The 16,409-nt window shown below is 71.1% G+C and carries 17 protein-coding genes and 1 pseudogene; 14 read left to right on the top strand and 4 right to left on the bottom strand.

The features are described from left to right. The 3 genes from leuD (at position 1) to OTB19_RS22665 (ending at position 1,772) form a co-directional block, all read left to right on the top strand. Positions 1-594: a 3-isopropylmalate dehydratase small subunit gene (gene leuD / locus OTB19_RS22675; RefSeq protein WP_267800194.1), complete on the top strand. Its 594-nt coding sequence runs from the start codon at positions 1-3 to the stop codon at positions 592-594. A 137-nt stretch (positions 595-731) separates the two neighbouring features. Next, complete coding sequence (locus tag OTB19_RS22670; RefSeq protein WP_267800193.1) at positions 732-959, top strand: hypothetical protein; 228 nt, start codon at positions 732-734, stop codon at positions 957-959. A gap of 144 nt (positions 960-1,103) precedes the next feature. Next, a complete protein-coding gene (locus OTB19_RS22665; RefSeq protein WP_267800192.1) occupies positions 1,104-1,772 on the top strand; it encodes an HU family DNA-binding protein in 669 nt (222 codons plus the stop codon). 319 nt (positions 1,773-2,091) lie between these two features. On the opposite strand, the pseudogene cofC reads toward OTB19_RS22665, so the two are convergent. After that, a pseudogene (gene cofC, locus OTB19_RS22660) lies at positions 2,092-2,745 on the bottom strand (2-phospho-L-lactate guanylyltransferase); the annotation flags it as partial. Positions 2,746-2,935: 190 nt separating this feature from the next. Here cofC and OTB19_RS22655 point away from each other — a divergent pair. From OTB19_RS22655 to OTB19_RS22645, 3 genes are read left to right on the top strand one after another with little or no spacing between them, the layout of a single operon-like run. After that, positions 2,936-3,688 carry a lysophospholipid acyltransferase family protein gene (locus tag OTB19_RS22655; RefSeq protein ID WP_267800191.1) on the top strand — a complete coding sequence of 251 codons (753 nt, stop codon included), beginning with the start codon at positions 2,936-2,938 and terminating at the stop codon, positions 3,686-3,688. After that, the gene (locus OTB19_RS22650; RefSeq protein WP_267800190.1) at positions 3,685-4,695 is read left to right on the top strand and encodes an NAD(P)H-dependent glycerol-3-phosphate dehydrogenase; all 1,011 of its coding nucleotides are present in this window, start codon (positions 3,685-3,687) and stop codon (positions 4,693-4,695) included. The genes OTB19_RS22655 and OTB19_RS22650 overlap by 4 nt, the downstream gene beginning before the upstream one ends. A gap of 39 nt (positions 4,696-4,734) precedes the next feature. Further along, positions 4,735-5,892, top strand: a complete 1,158-nt coding sequence (locus OTB19_RS22645) for a D-alanine--D-alanine ligase family protein (protein ID WP_267800189.1) — start codon at positions 4,735-4,737, stop codon at positions 5,890-5,892. A 115-nt stretch (positions 5,893-6,007) separates the two neighbouring features. Here OTB19_RS22645 and OTB19_RS22640 read toward each other — a convergent pair whose 3' ends face one another. Together OTB19_RS22640 and OTB19_RS22635 are read right to left on the bottom strand one after the other, a co-directional pair. Further along, on the bottom strand, positions 6,008-6,508 hold the full coding sequence (locus OTB19_RS22640; RefSeq protein WP_267800188.1) for a DUF3515 domain-containing protein: 501 nt from the start codon (positions 6,506-6,508) through the stop codon (positions 6,008-6,010). 23 nt (positions 6,509-6,531) lie between these two features. Beyond that, a complete protein-coding gene (locus OTB19_RS22635) occupies positions 6,532-6,765 on the bottom strand; it encodes an Lrp/AsnC family transcriptional regulator (protein WP_030011290.1) in 234 nt (77 codons plus the stop codon). A gap of 245 nt (positions 6,766-7,010) precedes the next feature. On the opposite strand from OTB19_RS22635, the gene OTB19_RS22630 reads away from it, so the two are divergent. Beyond that, complete coding sequence (locus OTB19_RS22630; RefSeq protein WP_267800187.1) at positions 7,011-7,994, top strand: thiamine-phosphate kinase; 984 nt, start codon at positions 7,011-7,013, stop codon at positions 7,992-7,994. Then, the gene (gene thiD, locus OTB19_RS22625) at positions 7,991-8,791 is read left to right on the top strand and encodes a bifunctional hydroxymethylpyrimidine kinase/phosphomethylpyrimidine kinase (protein ID WP_267800186.1); all 801 of its coding nucleotides are present in this window, start codon (positions 7,991-7,993) and stop codon (positions 8,789-8,791) included. Before OTB19_RS22630 ends, thiD begins: the two co-directional genes overlap by 4 nt. A gap of 137 nt (positions 8,792-8,928) precedes the next feature. On the opposite strand, the gene rpmB is transcribed toward thiD, so the two are convergent. Then, positions 8,929-9,114 (bottom strand): 50S ribosomal protein L28, encoded by a 186-nt coding sequence (gene rpmB / locus OTB19_RS22620; RefSeq protein ID WP_073911113.1) that lies wholly within the window; start codon positions 9,112-9,114, stop codon positions 8,929-8,931. A gap of 241 nt (positions 9,115-9,355) precedes the next feature. On the opposite strand from rpmB, the gene OTB19_RS22615 reads away from it, so the two are divergent. The 6 genes from OTB19_RS22615 (at position 9,356) to OTB19_RS22590 (ending at position 16,408) form a co-directional block, all read left to right on the top strand. Next, the gene (locus OTB19_RS22615) at positions 9,356-11,020 is read left to right on the top strand and encodes a DAK2 domain-containing protein (RefSeq protein ID WP_267800185.1); all 1,665 of its coding nucleotides are present in this window, start codon (positions 9,356-9,358) and stop codon (positions 11,018-11,020) included. A gap of 37 nt (positions 11,021-11,057) precedes the next feature. Next, entirely contained in the window at positions 11,058-13,268 is a 2,211-nt protein-coding gene (gene recG / locus OTB19_RS22610; RefSeq protein WP_267800184.1) for an ATP-dependent DNA helicase RecG, read from the top strand. 61 nt (positions 13,269-13,329) lie between these two features. Next, the gene (gene rsmD / locus OTB19_RS22605) at positions 13,330-13,908 is read left to right on the top strand and encodes a 16S rRNA (guanine(966)-N(2))-methyltransferase RsmD (RefSeq protein ID WP_267800183.1); all 579 of its coding nucleotides are present in this window, start codon (positions 13,330-13,332) and stop codon (positions 13,906-13,908) included. Between the two features lie 29 nt (positions 13,909-13,937). Then, positions 13,938-14,417: a pantetheine-phosphate adenylyltransferase gene (coaD, locus tag OTB19_RS22600; protein WP_199826417.1), complete on the top strand. Its 480-nt coding sequence runs from the start codon at positions 13,938-13,940 to the stop codon at positions 14,415-14,417. 103 nt (positions 14,418-14,520) lie between these two features. After that, positions 14,521-15,621: a DivIVA domain-containing protein gene (locus OTB19_RS22595; protein WP_267800182.1), complete on the top strand. Its 1,101-nt coding sequence runs from the start codon at positions 14,521-14,523 to the stop codon at positions 15,619-15,621. Positions 15,622-15,697: 76 nt separating this feature from the next. After that, positions 15,698-16,408 carry a YceD family protein gene (locus OTB19_RS22590; protein WP_267800181.1) on the top strand — a complete coding sequence of 237 codons (711 nt, stop codon included), beginning with the start codon at positions 15,698-15,700 and terminating at the stop codon, positions 16,406-16,408. The last annotated feature ends 1 nt before the right edge of the window (position 16,409 follow it).

The raw sequence follows: 16,409 nt of genomic DNA, 5'->3' as shown, positions 1-16,409 counted from the left end.
ATGGAAGCCTTCACCACCCACACCGGCCGGGCCGTCCCGCTCCGCCGCAGCAACGTCGACACCGACCAGATCATCCCGGCCCACTGGCTGAAGAAGATCACCCGCGACGGGTTCGAGGACGGGCTCTTCGAGGCCTGGCGCAAGGACCCGGAGTTCGTCACGAACCGCCCGGAGCGCGCCGGCGCGACCGTCCTGGTCGCCGGCCCCGACTTCGGCACCGGTTCCTCGCGCGAGCACGCCGTCTGGGCCCTGCAGAACTTCGGCTTCAAGACGGTCATCTCCTCCCGCTTCGCCGACATCTTCCGCGGCAACTCGCTGAAGAACGGCCTGCTGACCGTGGTACTGCCGCAGGAGACCGTCGAGCGGCTCTGGAAACTCACCGAGGCCGACCCCGACGCCGAGATCACGGTCGACCTGGTCGACCGCCAGGTCCGAGCGGAAGGCGTCGAGGCCGAGTTCGAACTCGACGACAACGCCCGCTGGCGTCTGCTGGAGGGGCTGGACGACATCTCGCTCACCCTTCAGAACGAAGCCGACATCGCGACCTACGAAAGCACCCGGCCGGGCCACAAGCCCCGCACGATTCGGGTCTGATTCCAGCCTGATCAGCGCTTATTCGCCTTCGGGCGACCACATGGACCACACTGTGCCCCTCGCCCTCAGGCGGGGGGCACAGCCGTGTGTTGAGGCCCCGTGAGGCGACAACTCGCCCCAGATGGCACAATCTGTGCATGGAACGCGACAGTCAACTTGAGCTCTACGAACTCGTCGCGGACCGATTGAAAGAAGCACACACAAGGGTGCGCACACTGCAAGTCCCGGAGGGCGTAAGGATGGCGCTGTCCCGGAAGCTGTTGGTCGTCACGGCCGCGTCGAAGCACGATCTGGCCGATGCGGCAAGGCGCCTGGACAGGTTGATGAAGGACCTCGACGAGGGTCGATTCCCTGAAGGCGACTGATGCGAAGGAACTCCGTAACGGCCTACAACGTTGCGGCACTAGGGTGATTAGCCCGTTTCGTGTTTGATTTGCGGTATATATCCGCCTAACGTGCGAAATAAGCTTGAACACATTCGTTCTGGCGAAGTCTCCGAAGGGGAAGACGTGAACAAGGCGCAGCTCGTAGAAGCGATTGCCGACAAGCTGGGCGGCCGTCAGCAGGCCGCGGACGCTGTCGACGCGGTACTGGACGCGATGGTCCGCGCCGTGGTCGCGGGCGACCGGGTCTCGGTCACGGGCTTCGGCTCGTTCGAGAAGGTCGACCGCCCCGCCCGTTACGCCCGCAACCCGCAGACGGGTGAGCGCGTCCGGGTCAAGAAGACCTCGGTTCCCCGATTCCGAGCCGGCCAGGGCTTCAAGGACCTGGTCAGCGGCACCAAGAAGCTCCCCAAGGGCGACGAGGTGGCCGTGAAGAAGGCCCCCAAGGGCAGCCTGTCCGGCGGCGCTTCCGCCACGGTCAAGAAGGCCGCGGCCAAGAGGGCGACCACCGCCAAGAAGGCCGCCGCGAAGACCACGGTCGCGAAGAAGGCGACCGCGAAGAAGACCACGGCCAAGAAGGCCACGGCGACCGTCAAGAAGACCGCCGCGAAGTCCGCCGTCGCGAAGAAGGCCGCCACCACCAAGAAGGCCACCCCGGCGGCCAAGAAGACCACCGCCACCGCCAAGAAGACCGCTCCGGCGGCCAAGAAGGCCACCGCGAAGACGACCGCGCCCGCCAAGAAGACGGCGACGCGCAAGGCCACCGCGAAGAAGACGACCGCCCGCAAGAAGTAGGGGCGCGAGTCACACACGTCGGGCCGGCTTCCCCCGCGGGGGGAAGCCGGCCCGCGGTGCTGTCCGGAGGGCAAGACCCCGTCCGGGACGGGTGCGGAAGCGAACGGGGCGGACCTCAGAAGGTCTGGAGCGTGATCAGGGTGATCCGCAGGGTCCCGCCCTCGCCGTCCGTCTCGATGCGCACCCGCTGCCCGGGGCGCAGCAGCCGCAGGCCGCCCGCGTCGAAGGCCGGGGCCTCGAAGGACACCGGGGTGCCGTCGTCCAGCAGCACGCTGCCACTGCGGGTCTGGGAGTCGTACGTGTACGCGGTCGCCTGCATACCGGCACTGTATCGGGCGGTGTGACGCCCCACGCCGAGCGCGAGGGCCGTCCGCAGATCCGCCGCGGTGTCCACGTCCCGGCGCACGCTGTCGACGTCCGTCAGGGCGATTTCCACCGCCCCCGAAGCGCAATGGCGGGCCCGTGACGGGCCGCCGAACGAGGGTGCCAATTCCACGTCCGGAGCAGCCGAAAGCAACGTCGTCCCGATTCTCGCCGCATCCGCCAGAAATGCTCGGGGGAATTTCGAGGCGTCATCGAGCACGCGTAGCAATTCGGGCGGTCGCAAGGCGGGCAGATCGGCGTTCATCGCGGCCACCGCCGCCCGGGGCCGCCGCCGGCGCACGGCCCGCTCCCCGTGAGCCAGGGCGGCGTTCAAGCCGGCGCCCGGGGCGTCCGGCACGATGCGCGCGCCCAGCCTGGCCAGTTCCCGACCCGCCGCCGAGTCGTCCGTGACGACCACCACATCCGCGACGGCCGCGCAGGCCAGCGCCCCCGCCACGGTGTCCTGCGCGAAGGCCAGCGCGAGCCCCGCGCGAGAGCCCCCGACGGCCGCCGCGAGACGGCTCTTGGCCAGTGCCAGCGGCTTCAGCGGGACGACCAGACTCCAGACGGCGTTCGTGGCGGCTCCCTTCCCTCCGGTGCGCTCCCGCACGCGCTCAAGCCATCGTCAGGTCATGGCCAGGTCATCAGTCGGCCCATTGTCACCTCCACCCGGGCAGAGGGGAGGCCGGGCGGTGTGAGCGGGGCGTACGGTGTTCTCGACAGAGACCGGGCCTGGGGCCACACTTGTCCGGCCGACGAGGTGCCCAAGCCGCGCACCGGTCCTAGAGGAAGGTGTTCGAGTGTCCCGCCGCAGAATCGGTTTCTGGTACCGCCTGGCGGCGGTCATCGCGAAACCGCCGCTGGTAGTGCTCTTCAAGCGGGACTGGCGGGGAATGGAGCACATTCCGGCCGACGGGGGATTTATCACCGCCGTCAATCACAACTCGTATCTGGACCCGCTCTCGTACGCGCACTTCCAGTACAACACCGGCCGGGTGCCCCGATTGCTCGCGAAGGCCGGCCTCTTCAAGGTGCCTTTTGTCGGCATGATCCTCCGTGGTTCCGGTCAGATCCCCGTGTACCGGGAGACCACCAACGCCCTCGACGCATTCAGGGCGGCCGTCGCGGCCATCGAGAGCGGTGAATGCGTGGCCTTTTACCCGGAAGGCACCCTCACCCGCGATCCCGACATGTGGCCGATGGCCGGCAAGACCGGCGCCGCCCGCGTGGCACTGATCACCAAGGCCCCGGTCATTCCGGTGGCCCAATGGGGCGCGAATCTCGCGATGCCGCCCTACGCGAAGACGGACAAGCTCCGGCTGTTCCCGCGCAAGACACTCCAGGTGCTCGCCGGACCGCCCGTCGACCTCTCCGCCTTCCACGGCCGGGAACCCACCCCGGACGTGCTCAAGGAGGTCACCGAGGTCATCATGGCGGCCATCACCGAGCTGCTGGAGGAGTTGCGGGGCGAAAGCGCGCCCGCGCAGCCGTACGACCATCGCCAAGCCAGGGCGCAGCAGCGGCGCAACGCCGCGGGGGAGGGCAAGAAGTGACAGGTCCCGTGAAGGCAACCGTGTTCGGAACCGGCTCGTGGGGCACGGCGTTCGCCGTCGTGCTCGCCGACGCCGGCTGCGAGGTGACGATGTGGGGCCGCCGCCAGGAGCTGGTGGACGCCGTCAACAACGACCGGACCAACCCGGACTACTTCCCCGGCGTCGAACTCCCCGCCAACATCCGGGCCACCACCGACCCGGCCGAGGCGGCCCGGGGCGCCCACTTCACGGTCCTCGCCGTGCCCTCCCAGACCCTGCGCGGCAACCTCGCCGAGTGGGCGCCCCTGCTGGCGCCCGACACCGTGCTCGTGTCCCTCATGAAGGGCATCGAACTCGGCACCGCCAAGCGGATGAGCGAGGTCATCGAGGAGGTGGCCAAGGTCCCCGCCGAGCGCGTCGCCGTGGTCACCGGCCCCAACCTGGCCCGCGAGATCGTCGCCCGCCAGCCCGCCGCCTCCGTGGTGGCCTGCGTGGACGACGCCGTGGCCCGGCGCCTCCAGGCCGCCTGCCACACCCCGTACTTCCGCCCGTACACGAGCACCGACGTCATCGGCTGCGAACTCGGCGGCGCCGTCAAGAACGTCATCGGCCTCGCCGTCGGCATCGCGGACGGCATGGGCCTCGGCGACAACACCAAGGGCTCGCTCATCACCCGCGGCCTCGCCGAAGCCACCCGCCTGGGCCTCGCGATGGGCGCCGACCCGCTCACGTTCTCCGGTCTCGCGGGGCTCGGCGACCTCGTCGCCACCTGCTCCTCGCCGCTCTCCCGCAATCACACCTTCGGCATCAACCTGGGCCGCGGGATGACCCTGGAGGAGACCATCGCGGTCACCCGACAGACCGCGGAAGGGGTCAAGTCCTGCCAGTCCGTGGCGGATCTGGCACGCCGGTACGGAGTGGACATGCCGATCACCGACACGGTGGTCGACATCGTGCACCACGGGAAGCCCACGCTGGTCGCGCTCAAGGAACTCATGGGGCGCAGCGCCAAACCGGAACGGCGCTGACTCCATTCCGGACGTCTGAGCGGGTACTCTCGTGGCGATATGAGCAGCGAGAACCTCCCCCAGACCCCTGAGCAGCAGGGCCGCAAGCCCCGCGTGGCCGTCGTGTTCGGCGGCCGCAGCTCGGAACACGCCATCTCGGTCGTCACGGCGGGCGCCGTGCTGCGGTCCATCGACCGGTCCAAGTACGAGGTGCTGCCCATCGGCATCACCACCGACGGCCGGTGGGCGCTGACCGCCGACGAGCCCTCCCGCATGGCGATCGCCGAGCGGGTGCTCCCGAGCGTCGAGGACCTGGCCGACTCCGAGGACGGCAGCGTCGTCCTGTCCGTCGACCCGGCCAACCGCGAGGTCGTCTACACCGAGCCGGGCGCCGTTCCCAAGGCCCTCGGCGAGGTCGACGTCGTCTTCCCCGTGCTGCACGGCCCGTACGGCGAGGACGGCACCCTCCAGGGCCTGCTGGAACTCTCCGGCATCCCCTACGTCGGCTCCGGCGTCCTCGCCTCGGCCGTCGGCCAGGACAAGGACTACATGAAGCGGGTGTTCACGTCCTTCGGGCTGAACGTCGGCCCGTACGTGACCGTCCGCCCGCGCGAGTGGGAGGCCGACCGGTCCGCCGCCACCGCCAAGGTCCTGGACTTCGCCGCCGAACACGGCTGGCCGCTGTTCGTGAAGCCCGCCCGCGCGGGCTCCTCCATCGGCATCACCAAGGTGGAGGACGCGTCCGGCCTGGACGCCGCGATCGAAGAGGCCCGCCGCCACGACCCGAAGATCATCGTGGAGGCGCTGCTGCGCGGCCGCGAGATCGAGTGCGGGGTCCTGGAGTTCGAGGACGGGCCGCGCGCGAGCGTCCCCGCCGAGATCCCGCCGGTCTCCAGCCACGACTTCTACGACTTCGAGGCGAAGTACATCGACTCCGCCTCCGGGATCGTCCCCGCCCCGCTCACCGCGGAGCAGACCGCCGAGGTGCGCCGGCTCGCCGTCGAGGCCTTCGACGCCGCGTCCTGCGAGGGCCTGGTGCGCGCCGACTTCTTCCTCACGGAGGACGGCACCTTCGTCATCAACGAGATCAACACCATGCCGGGCTTCACCCCGATCTCCATGTACCCGCGCATGTGGCAGGAGTCCGGCATCGAATACCCGGAGCTGGTGGACCGCCTGATCCAGGCCGCGCTGCGCCGCTCCACCGGGCTGCGCTAGACGACCCGGCGCCGGCCCGACCGCACGCACACGACGACCGCCCGCCGGGATCCCGGCGGGCGGTCATCATGAGTGGGGGAGACCGCACGGCGCGGCCCCCGTCGGGTCGGACGACTCAGTACGAGGAGATGCCCACGGGCACGGTCTTGGCGATGGCCGCGGAGAGATCGACCAGCATCCCCGCATCCGTGGCATGCTCCTTGTCGACCCGGACCTCCGTGTACGCCAGCCGCGCCCCGGTGGTGAACCGGAAACCGCCGCCCTCGTCGGCGGGAAGCTTCTCCAGCAACCAGCCGACTCCGTTGACCTCGACGCCGTCCTGCTTCGGATCCGACATCTTGGGCGGCTTGGGGATACCGCACCGCAGTACGATCGCCGAGCCGCCCCACGCGGCGGTCAGATCCGACTCGGGTCGGGTGGTGGTCCGCGCCAGGCCGGCCACCTTCTCCGGGAGCTCCTCGTGCAGTGCCGCACAGAGCCCCGCGACGTCGGCGGGCGGCGTGGGCGGCGGATCCACCCGGGCCTCGGCATCGCCCGAGGAACAGCCGGCGAGAGCCAGCAGGACCGCGCAGGCGGGAAGGGCCAGTAGACGGAGGGGCCGGCGGTGGAGGGACATCACCGGCCAAGAGTAGACGGGGGCTACAGATGGACCACCGGGCAGGTCAAGGTGCGGGTGATCCCCTCCACCTGCTGGACCTTGGCGACCACCATGCGGCCGAGATCGTCGACGGTGTCCGCCTGGGCGCGCACGATCACGTCGTACGGGCCCGTCACGTCCTCGGCCTGGATCACCCCCGGGATCTGGCCGATGGACTCGGCGACGAACGACGCCTTGCCCACCTCGGTCTGAATGAGGATGTACGCCTGTACCACGGAACCTCCAGGGCGGCCACGAGGATCATTTCCCCTAACCTTCGGGTGGGCCCGGGGACATCGGGTGGGCCCGAGCAAGAAGGGACGCCACGGTACCGCGTCGCCGAGCGTCACGGGGAGACCCGCGAGCCCGGCTCCACGCACGGCGAGGCGCACGGAGAGCAGAAGTTGACGTATCTGTTGACGGTACCCAGAGCTGTGACGGCTCGCGACCGCAAGCGGACTGGGCAAGAAGGGGCACAGCGATGAAGGGCACTGTGGGCGAGCTGGGGGAGTTCGGGCTCATTCGAGAGCTCACCTCACGGCTCACCACCACCCCGGCGGTCCGGCTCGGACCCGGCGACGACGCCGCGGTGGTGTCGGCCCCCGACCGGCGGGTCGTGGCGAGCACGGACATCCTGCTGGAAGGCCGGCACTTCCGGCGCGACTGGTCCACGGCCTACGACGTCGGCCGCAAGGCCGCCGCGCAGAACCTCGCCGACATCGCGGCGATGGGCGCGGTGCCGACCGCACTGCTCCTCGGCCTCGTCGTCCCGGCCGAACTGCCGGTCACCTGGCCCACCGAGCTGATGGATGGCATCCGCGACGAATGCCAGGTCGCGGGCGCGGCCGTGGTCGGCGGCGACGTCGTACGGGGCGACACCATCACCGTCGCCATCACCGCCCTCGGGGACCTGCGCAACCACGAGCCCGTGCTGCGCTCCGGCGCCCAGCCCGGCGACGTGGTGGCCGTCACCGGCTGGCTGGGCTGGTCCGCGGCCGGCTTCGCGGTCCTCTCGCGCGGCTTCCGCTCCCCGCGGGCCTTCGTCGAGGCGCACCGACGCCCGGAACCGCCGTACCACGCGGGCCCCGCCGCCGCCGGACTCGGCGCCACCGCCATGACCGACGTCAGCGACGGCCTCGTCGCGGACCTCGGGCACATCGCCGAGGCCAGCAAGGTACGGATCGACCTGCGCTCGGCGGCCGTCGACATCCCCAGCCAGATGCACGACATCGGCCAGGCCGTCGGCGTGGACCCGCTCCAGTGGGTCCTGACCGGGGGAGAGGACCACGCCATCGTGGCCACCTTCCCGCCCGACGTGAAACTGCCCGCCCGCTGGAAGGTCATCGGAGAGGTCCAGAACCGCTCCGCCGTCCCCCAGGTGACCGTGGACGGCGCGCCCTGGACCAGCACCGGCGGCTGGGACCACTTCGGCGCCGACCCGACCGCCGAGGAGCCCGCGCGATGAACCGTCCGCCGCTGTGCCTGACCGTCGCCGGATCGGACTCCGGCGGCGGCGCGGGCATCCAGGCCGACCTCAAGACGATGCTGGCACTCGGCGTGCACGGGATGAGCGTGCTGACCGCCGTGACGGCCCAGAACTCGCTCGGCGTCCACGGGGCCTGGGAACTGCCCGCGGAGGCCGTGACGGCCCAGTACCGGGCCGTGGTGGACGACATCGGCGTCCAGGCCGTCAAGACCGGGATGCTGTCCTCCGCGTCGCTGGTGGAGACCGTCGCCGAACTGCTGGCCGGCACCCCGGCCCCGGCGGTCGTGGACCCCGTCGGCGTCTCCAAGCACGGGGACGCGCTGCTCGCCGACTCGGCGCTGGACGCCGTACGCGAGGAACTCCTGCCGCGGGCCACCGTGGCCACCCCGAACCTCGACGAGGTGACCCGCCTCACCGGCCTGGTGGTGGAGACGGAGGACGACATGCGGCGGGCGGCCGACGCGATCCTCGGTCACGGCCCCCGGTGGGCGCTGATCAAGGGCGGACACCTGCGGGACCACGGCGACCAGGCCGTGGACCTGCTCACCGACGGATCCGACGAGCGGTGGCTGCGCGCACCCCGGCACGACAACCGGCACACCCACGGCACGGGCTGCACCCTCGCGAGCGCGATCGCGGCGGGCCTCGCCAAGGGACTCGACGTCCCCGACGCCGTCACCGAGGCCAAGGACTACGTCACCGGGGCCATCGCCGCCGGCTTCGCGCTCGGCGCCGGCATCGGCCCCGTGGACCACGCCTGGCGTTGGCGGGCCTGAACGCGCGAAGAGCTCCCGGGAACCCTCGACGGGTTCCCGGGAGCTCTCCGCGCTCGCTCAGGCAAGGCAAAAGGCCGGCCCACCAGGTGGACCGGCCTTCTTGGCAACCGGAAAGGGCTGCGCTCCGACGTGAGGCGTCAGCGCGAGACCTTGCCGGCCTTGATGCACGAGGTGCAGGCGTTGAGGCGCTTCGGCGTCCCATTGACCACGGCACGGACGCGCTGGATGTTCGGGTTCCAGCGACGCGAGGTGCGGCGGTGCGAGTGGGAGATGCTGTTGCCGAAGCTCGGCCCCTTGGCGCAAACGTCGCAGTTGGCAGCCACAGGTCACTCCAAAGACTTCAGATGCACTTACAGTGAATCCGGCGCACCGGAATCAGAGATCCGAAGTGGTTTGCCGGGGGAATGGCCCGACTCTCATCGGGCAACCGGAGCAGCATACAACGTCTGCGCCGGTCCAAGAAAACTACCATGGCGCCCGCCGACCACGCCCCGCGGCCCCGAGGCGCCGACCACCCTTGGTTACCCTGCGGTGAACCCCGGCCCGCACAAGGAGGAACGCCCGGTGCCTTACGAGCCTCAGCCGCACACCCTCGACGCCGAAGCGGTGCGCACCTGGAGCTCGCTCGCCCTGACCGCCCTGGGCCGGGCCCGCGAGGACATCGACGCGATCAACGTCTACCCCGTGGCCGACGCGGACACCGGCACCAACCTCTACCTGACCGCCGAATCGGCCGCCCGCGAGCTGGCCGCCGCCTTCGCCTCGGCCTCCGGCGACGTGACCGACGCCACGCCCGCTCCCGATCCCCTGTCCCTGGCCGAGGCCGTGCGGGCCTACGCGTACGGCGCCCTGACGGGCGCCCGGGGCAACTCCGGGACGATCCTCGCCCAACTGCTCCGCGGCGTCGCCGACGTGCTCGGCGCCGAACCCGAGGGACGCGACCCCGGCCCGCTCCTGGCGCGGGCCCTCACCCGGGCCGCCGAGGAGGCCTACCAGGCCGTCGCGCACCCCGTCGAGGGGACCATGCTCACCGTCGCCGCGGCCGCGGCCAAGGCCGGCCACGCCGCCGAGGCCGCCGCCGGCAACGCCGCCGACGTGGCACGCGCCGCCTACGACGGAGCCCGCGCGGCCCTCGCCGAGACCCCGGGGCAGCTCGCCGCGCTGGGCCGGGCCGGGGTGGTCGACGCCGGGGGCTGCGGACTGGTCGCCGTGCTCGGCGCCCTCTGGCAGGCGCTGTCCGGCCGGGAACCCGCCGCCGAACCGATCCGCGGCCGGGCCGTGCCCGTACCCCGGTCGCCGGAGCCGTGCGCCGAGGAGCACGGTGGGCCCGCGTACGAGGTGATCTACCTGCTGGAGGCCGTCGAGCCGGCCGTCGGGGAACTGCGCGCCCGCCTCGACGGGCTCGGTGACTCCCTCGTGGTGGTCGGCGGCGACGGACTCTGGAACGTCCACGTCCACGTCGACGACCCGGGCGCCGCCGTCGAGGCCGGCGTCGTCGCCGGACGCCCCTACCGCATCCGGATCACCCACTTCGGCGACGAACGACGCCGGGCCGGCGTCCCGCGCGCCCAGCGGGCCGCGGTCGCCGTCGTACCCGGCGAGGGACTGGCCGGACTGTGCGGGGAGGCGGGCGCGACCACCGTCCTCGCCCGCCCCGACGCCCCCCCGGCCCCCGCCGACCTGGTCGACGCCATCCGCCGGGCCCACGCCCGCGAGGTGGTGCTGCTGCCCAACGACTCCGAGTGGCGGGCGGCCGCCTCGGCCGCGGCGGAACAGGCCCGCGCCGACGGCGTGCGGGTCGCCGTGATCCCCACCCGCTCGGCGGTCCAGGGCCTGGCCGCACTCGCCGTGCACGACCCCGACGCCAGCTTCGACGAGGACGTCGTCGCCATGACCGCGGCGGCCGGAGCCACCCGCTACGGCGAACTCGCCGTCGCCGAACGACAGTCCTTCACCTCCGCCGGCATCTGCCAGGCCGGGGACGTGCTCGGGCTCATCGACGGCGACGTCGCCGTCATCGGACCCGGCCTGCCGGAGACCGCCGAGGCCGTCCTGGACCGCATGCTCGGCTCCGGCGGCGAACTCGTCACCCTGGTGCTCGGGGAGGACGTCCCGGACGCCCTCGCCGCCCGCCTGGAGGCATACGTACAACACGGCCACCTGGCCGTCGACACGGTCACCTACCGGGGCGGACGGTACTCGGCGCCGCTCCTCATCGGGGTCGAATAAGGGTCGAAGGACGGGCTTGTCGGCGCCATGGTGTGCAATGGAACACGTGCCCGCGCTCGACGAAGACCTCAAGAAGACCCTCGGCCCCGCCACCGCCAAGGTGCTGGCCGAGCACCTCGGCCTGCACACGGCCCTGGACCTGCTGCACCACTACCCCCGGCGGTACGCCGAGCGTGGCGAGCTGACCTCCCTCGCCGACCTCGCCGACCAGCTCGACGAGCACGTCACGGTCGTCGCGCAGGTCGCCGACGCGCGCCTGCTGACCTACCAGGGCGGCCGGGGCGGCGGGAAGCGCCTCGAAGTCACCATCACGGACGGCAGCGGCCGGCTCCAGCTGGTCTTCTTCGGGTCCGGCGTCCACAAGCCGCACAAGGACCTGCTGCCCGGCAGCCGCGCGATGTTCGCAGGCAAGGTCTCCCGGTTCAACCACAAACTCCAGCTCGCCCACCCCGCCTACGAGCCCCTCGGCAGGGACGCGGACGACACCGGCGGCGCGGACGCCGCGGCCGCCTTCGCCGGCCGGCTCATCCCGATCTACCCGGCCTGCAAACAAATGGAGTCCTGGAAGATCGCCAAATGCGTGGACGCGGTGCTGCCCGGCGTCCGCGAGGCCGTCGACCCGCTCCCGGCCACCCTGCGCGAGGGTCGCGGCCTGGTCCCGCTCACCGAGGCCCTGCTGAAGGTCCACCGCCCCACCACCAAGGCCGACGTGGAGGACGCCCGCCAACGACTCAAGTGGGACGAGGCGTTCGTCCTCCAGGTGGCACTCGCCCGCCGCCGGCACGCCGACTCCCAACTCCCGGCCGTCCCGCGCCGACCCCGCCCGGGCGGACTCCTCGACGCCTTCGACGCGAAGCTGCCCTTCACCCTCACCGAGGGCCAGCGGACCGTCTCCAAGGAGATCTTCGACGACCTCGCCACCGACCACCCCATGCACCGCCTGCTCCAGGGCGAGGTCGGCAGCGGCAAGACGATGGTCGCGCTGCGGGCCATGCTCGCCGTCGTCGACGCGGGGGGACAGGCCGCGATGCTCGCGCCCACCGAGGTGCTCGCCCAACAGCACCACCGCTCCGTCACCGAGATGATGGGCGAACTCGCCGAGGGCGGCCTGCTGGGCGGATCCGACCAGGGCACCAAGGTCACGCTGCTCACCGGCTCGATGGGGGTGCCGGCCAGGCGCCGGGCTCTGCTGGATTTGGTGACCGGCGAGGCCGGGATCGTCATCGGCACCCACGCCCTGATCGAGGACAAGGTGCAGTTCCACGACCTCGGCCTGGTCGTGGTCGACGAACAACACCGCTTCGGCGTCGAACAGAGGGACGCGCTGCGCTCGAAGGGCAAACAGCCCCCGCACCTGCTGGTGATGACCGCGACCCCGATCCCGCGCACGGTCGCCATGACGGTCTTCGGCGACCTGGAGACCTCCGTACTGGACCAGCTGCCCGCCGGCCGCTCTCCCATCGCCACCCACGTGGTGCCCGCCAAGGACAAGCCGCACTTCCTCGCGCGCGCCTGGGAACGGGTGCGGGAGGAAGTCGAGAACGGCCACCAGGCCTACGTCGTCTGTCCGCGCATCGGCGACGGCGAGGACGAGCCCAAGAAGAAGAAGGCCGCCGAGGAGGACGGCGACAAGCGACCCCCGCTGGCCGTACTGGAGATCGCCGACCAGCTCGCCCGGGGCCCGCTCGCCGGGCTGAGCGTCGAGGTGCTCCACGGACGGATGGACCCCGCGGACAAGGACGCCGTCATGCGCCGCTTCGCCGCCGGCGAGGTCAAGGTGCTGGTCGCCACCACCGTCATCGAGGTCGGGGTGAACGTCCCCAACTCCACGGTCATGGTGATCATGGACGCGGACCGGTTCGGGGTCTCCCAACTCCACCAGCTGCGCGGCCGCGTCGGCCGCGGCTCGGCGCCCGGGCTGTGCCTGCTGGTCAGCGAGATGCACGAGGCGAGCCCCGCCCGCGCCCGCCTCGCTGCCGTCGCCGCCACCCTCGACGGCTTCGAGCTCTCCCGGATCGACCTGGAACAGCGGCGCGAGGGCGACGTGCTGGGGCAGGCCCAGTCCGGGGTCCGCTCCTCGCTGCGCATGCTCGCCGTCATCGAGGACGAGGAGGTCATCGCCCAGGCCCGGGAGGAGGCCACCCGCGTGGTCGCCGAGGACCCCGAGCTGGAGCACCTGCCCGGCCTGCGGACCGCCCTGGACGCTCTACTGGACACCGAGCGCGAGCAGTACCTGGAGAAGGGCTGAGGACGACGACCTATCGTTGAACCGCTGAACGTTTCTCCGTCTCCCCACCGAAGGACCCCAGATGACCCGCGTGATCGCCGGCAGCGCCGGCGGGCGACGGCTGGCCGTGCCGCCCGGCACCGGCACCCGCCCGACCTCGGACCGGATGCGCGAAGGGCTCTTCTCCACCTGGGAGTCCCTGCACGGCGTCGAGGGCGCCCGCGTGCTCGACCTCTACGCGGGCTCCGGCGCGGTGGGGCTGGAGGCCCTCTCTCGCGGCGCCGAACGGGCCCTGCTGGTCGAGCCCGACGCGAAGGCTGCCAAGGCGATCAAGGACAACATCACCTCGGTGGGCCTGCCCGGAGCCGAATTCCGCGCGGGCAGGGCCGAACAGATCGTGGCGGTCCCCTTCCACGGGGAGCCGTACGACATCGTCTTCCTGGACCCGCCGTACGTCGTGGAGCACGAGGAACTCCGGGAGATCCTCCTCACACTCCGGTCCAATGGCTGGCTCACGGAGGACGCACTGGTCACCGTGGAACGCAGCACCAGGAGCGGCGCCTTCCCGTGGCCCGAGGGGTTCGAGTCGCTCCGGTCAAGGAAGTACGGCGAGGGCACCCTTTGGTACGGTCGCGCCGCTTTCACCAGCGAAAACTCATGATGCCCGCACCGGGGAGCGAGGGAATTCAGTTGCGCCGCGCCGTCTGTCCGGGGTCGTTCGACCCCATCACCAACGGACACCTCGACATCATCGGCCGGGCCTCCCGGCTCTACGACGTGGTCCACGTCGCCGTGATGATCAACCAGTCCAAGCAGGGGTTGTTCACCGTCGAGGAGCGGATCGAGCTGATCCGGGAGGCGACGGCCGACTACGGGAACGTGGAGGTCGAGTCCTTCCACGGACTGCTGGTCGACTTCTGCAAGCAGCGGGACATCCCGGCCATCGTCAAGGGCCTGCGCGCCGTCAGCGACTTCGACTACGAGCTGCAGATGGCCCAGATGAACATGGGACTGTCGGGCGTCGAAACGCTGTTCGTGCCGACCAACCCCACCTACAGCTTCCTGTCCTCCTCCCTGGTCAAGGAAGTCGCCACCTGGGGCGGCGACGTCGCCCACCTGCTGCCGGCGCACGTGCACGCCGCCCTGCTGGAGCGACTGCGCGACCGCTGACGGGTCGTTGTCACCCCGGTTCGCCCCGGGCCCGTACCCCGGGGCCTTACAGTCGTCGGGTCCGACTCGGGAACCGCCCGAGGCCGAGAGAGTGCGAGCCCCCATGGACGTGCAGAAGAAGCTCGACGAGATCGTCGCGGCCGTCGGCGGCGCCCGGTCCATGCCCATGTCCTCCTCGTGCGTGATCAATCGCGCGGAGCTGCTCGCGCAGCTCGAAGAGGTGCGCGAGGCACTGCCCGGATCGCTCGCACAGGCGCGGGAGCTCATCGGCGGCCGGGAGCAGATGGTCGAGGAGGCCCGCCGGGAGGCGGACCGGATCATCGAGTCGGCGCACGCCCAACGCGGCTCCCTCATCTCCGACACGGAGGTCGCGCGCCGCTCGCAGGCCGAGGCGGACCGGATCCTCGCGGACGCCCGCCGGGAGGCCGAGGAGATCCGGGCCGAGGCGGACGACTACGTCGACAGCAAGCTCGCCAACTTCGAGGTCGTGCTCAGCAAGACCATCGGCTCGGTGGACCGCGGCCGGGAGAAGCTGCTGGGCCGCGGTCCGGGCCCGGGCGGCAACGGGTACGAGGACCCCGCGGACCACGACGCCCCCGAGCCCAGCCCGGATCCGCAGACCCGGCGCGAGCAGGCCGACGCGTACGTGGACACCAAGCTGGCGACCTTCGAGGCGGTGCTGTCCAAGACCCTGGAGGCGGTGGGACGCGGCCGCCAGAAGCTGCTCGGGCGCGCGCCCGTGGACGACCTCGGCGCGCACATGGCGGCCCAGGACGCGGCGGGCCTCCAGCAGGGCCGCTCGTCGAGCGACGCCGACTTCCTGGCCGGTCTGGCCGAGCCGACGGCCCCGGTGATCCCCGCCCAGGTCCAGGCGCCGGCGCCGCAGGAGCCCGTGTACGACGGCTACTCCTACCAGCAGCCCGCGGCCCACCAGCAGGACGCGTACGCCGCGTACCAGGATCCGTACGGCTACCAGCAGCAGCCCGACCCCTACGCCGGCTCGTACCAGCAGCAGCCGGACCCGTACGGGGCCTACCAGCAGCAGGTCCCGCAACACCAGGACCAGCAGCACCAGCAGCACCAGGGCGGGCACCACCACGAACAGCAGGTTCCCCCGCAGCCCGCGCTCGACGAGACCAGCTTCTTCGACACGAGCATGATCGACCTGAACCAGCTGCGGCAGTACGAGCAGGGACGCCAGTGAGGCTCGGGGCCGGATTGGGCTCAGAGCGAAGCGGCGGGTATCCTGGCTCTTCGGTCGCGCGTATGCACCGCGATCCATGCTGCCCGTGAGCGGCAGAAATTTTGATCTTCAGCGATCTGTGAAAGCAGGAACGGCCCTGAATACCCGCCTCGACCACCACAACCCCCTCGTGTTCGACACGCACGAGCTGGGTCGGCGTCCTGGTGCCATGCAGCGGCTGTCCCGCGAGATCGCGGCACCGGCGGACCTCGGTCTCGCCGGCGTCATCGGGGTACCGGAAGGCGCCCCGCTGAAGCTCACCCTCCGCCTGGAGTCGGTCATGGAAGGGGTGCTTGTCACAGGCACCGCCCGTGCATCGGCCGTGGGGGAGTGCGTAAGGTGTCTGGAGTCTGTCGGGCGCGAGCTCAAGGCGGACTTCCAGGAGATGTTCTCGTACCCTGACGCCGACGACCGGAGCCGCTCCAAGGCGGAACCGGCCGACGACGCCGAGGACGACGAGGACACGCTCTTCCTCGAGGACGGCTTGTTCGACCTCGAACCCCTGCTGCGGGACGTGGTGGTGCTCGCACTGCCGCTGCAGCCGGTGTGCCGAGAAGACTGTCTCGGACTGTGCCCCGATTGCGGGCTCAGCCTGAACGACGACCCGGACCACCACCATGAGGCCGTCGACATCCGTTGGGCGGCCTTGCAGGAACTCGTCGTGACCGATCAGGACGACGAGAAGGACAACATGAGCGGCACTGCATCTGACGGAGTTCAGAGCGCCGCCGAGAAGCAGGAGAAGTAGC

Origin of the sequence: Streptomyces sp. H27-H5 (genome assembly GCF_026627505.1) — a bacterium.
Taxonomy (GTDB): Bacteria; Actinomycetota; Actinomycetes; order Streptomycetales; family Streptomycetaceae; genus Streptomyces.
Note: the sequence above shows the minus strand (reverse complement) of the source record. Positions and strands in the feature narration are given on the sequence as shown.

What these genes read in the sequence shown, in the direction of transcription:
- rsmD (WP_267800183.1), top strand. Translation starts at nt 13,330, where the DNA reads ATGACCCGCGTGATCGCCGGCAGCGCCGGCGGGCGACGGCTGGCCGTG.
- leuD (WP_267800194.1), top strand. Translation starts at nt 1, where the DNA reads ATGGAAGCCTTCACCACCCACACCGGCCGGGCCGTCCCGCTCCGCCGC.
- OTB19_RS22630 (WP_267800187.1), top strand. Translation starts at nt 7,011, where the DNA reads ATGAAGGGCACTGTGGGCGAGCTGGGGGAGTTCGGGCTCATTCGAGAG.
- OTB19_RS22595 (WP_267800182.1), top strand. Translation starts at nt 14,521, where the DNA reads ATGGACGTGCAGAAGAAGCTCGACGAGATCGTCGCGGCCGTCGGCGGC.
- recG (WP_267800184.1), top strand. Translation starts at nt 11,058, where the DNA reads ATGGAACACGTGCCCGCGCTCGACGAAGACCTCAAGAAGACCCTCGGC.
- OTB19_RS22590 (WP_267800181.1), top strand. Translation starts at nt 15,698, where the DNA reads ATGCTGCCCGTGAGCGGCAGAAATTTTGATCTTCAGCGATCTGTGAAA.
- OTB19_RS22670 (WP_267800193.1), top strand. Translation starts at nt 732, where the DNA reads ATGGAACGCGACAGTCAACTTGAGCTCTACGAACTCGTCGCGGACCGA.
- thiD (WP_267800186.1), top strand. Translation starts at nt 7,991, where the DNA reads ATGAACCGTCCGCCGCTGTGCCTGACCGTCGCCGGATCGGACTCCGGC.
- OTB19_RS22640 (WP_267800188.1), bottom strand. Translation starts at nt 6,508, where the DNA reads ATGTCCCTCCACCGCCGGCCCCTCCGTCTACTGGCCCTTCCCGCCTGC.
- OTB19_RS22645 (WP_267800189.1), top strand. Translation starts at nt 4,735, where the DNA reads ATGAGCAGCGAGAACCTCCCCCAGACCCCTGAGCAGCAGGGCCGCAAG.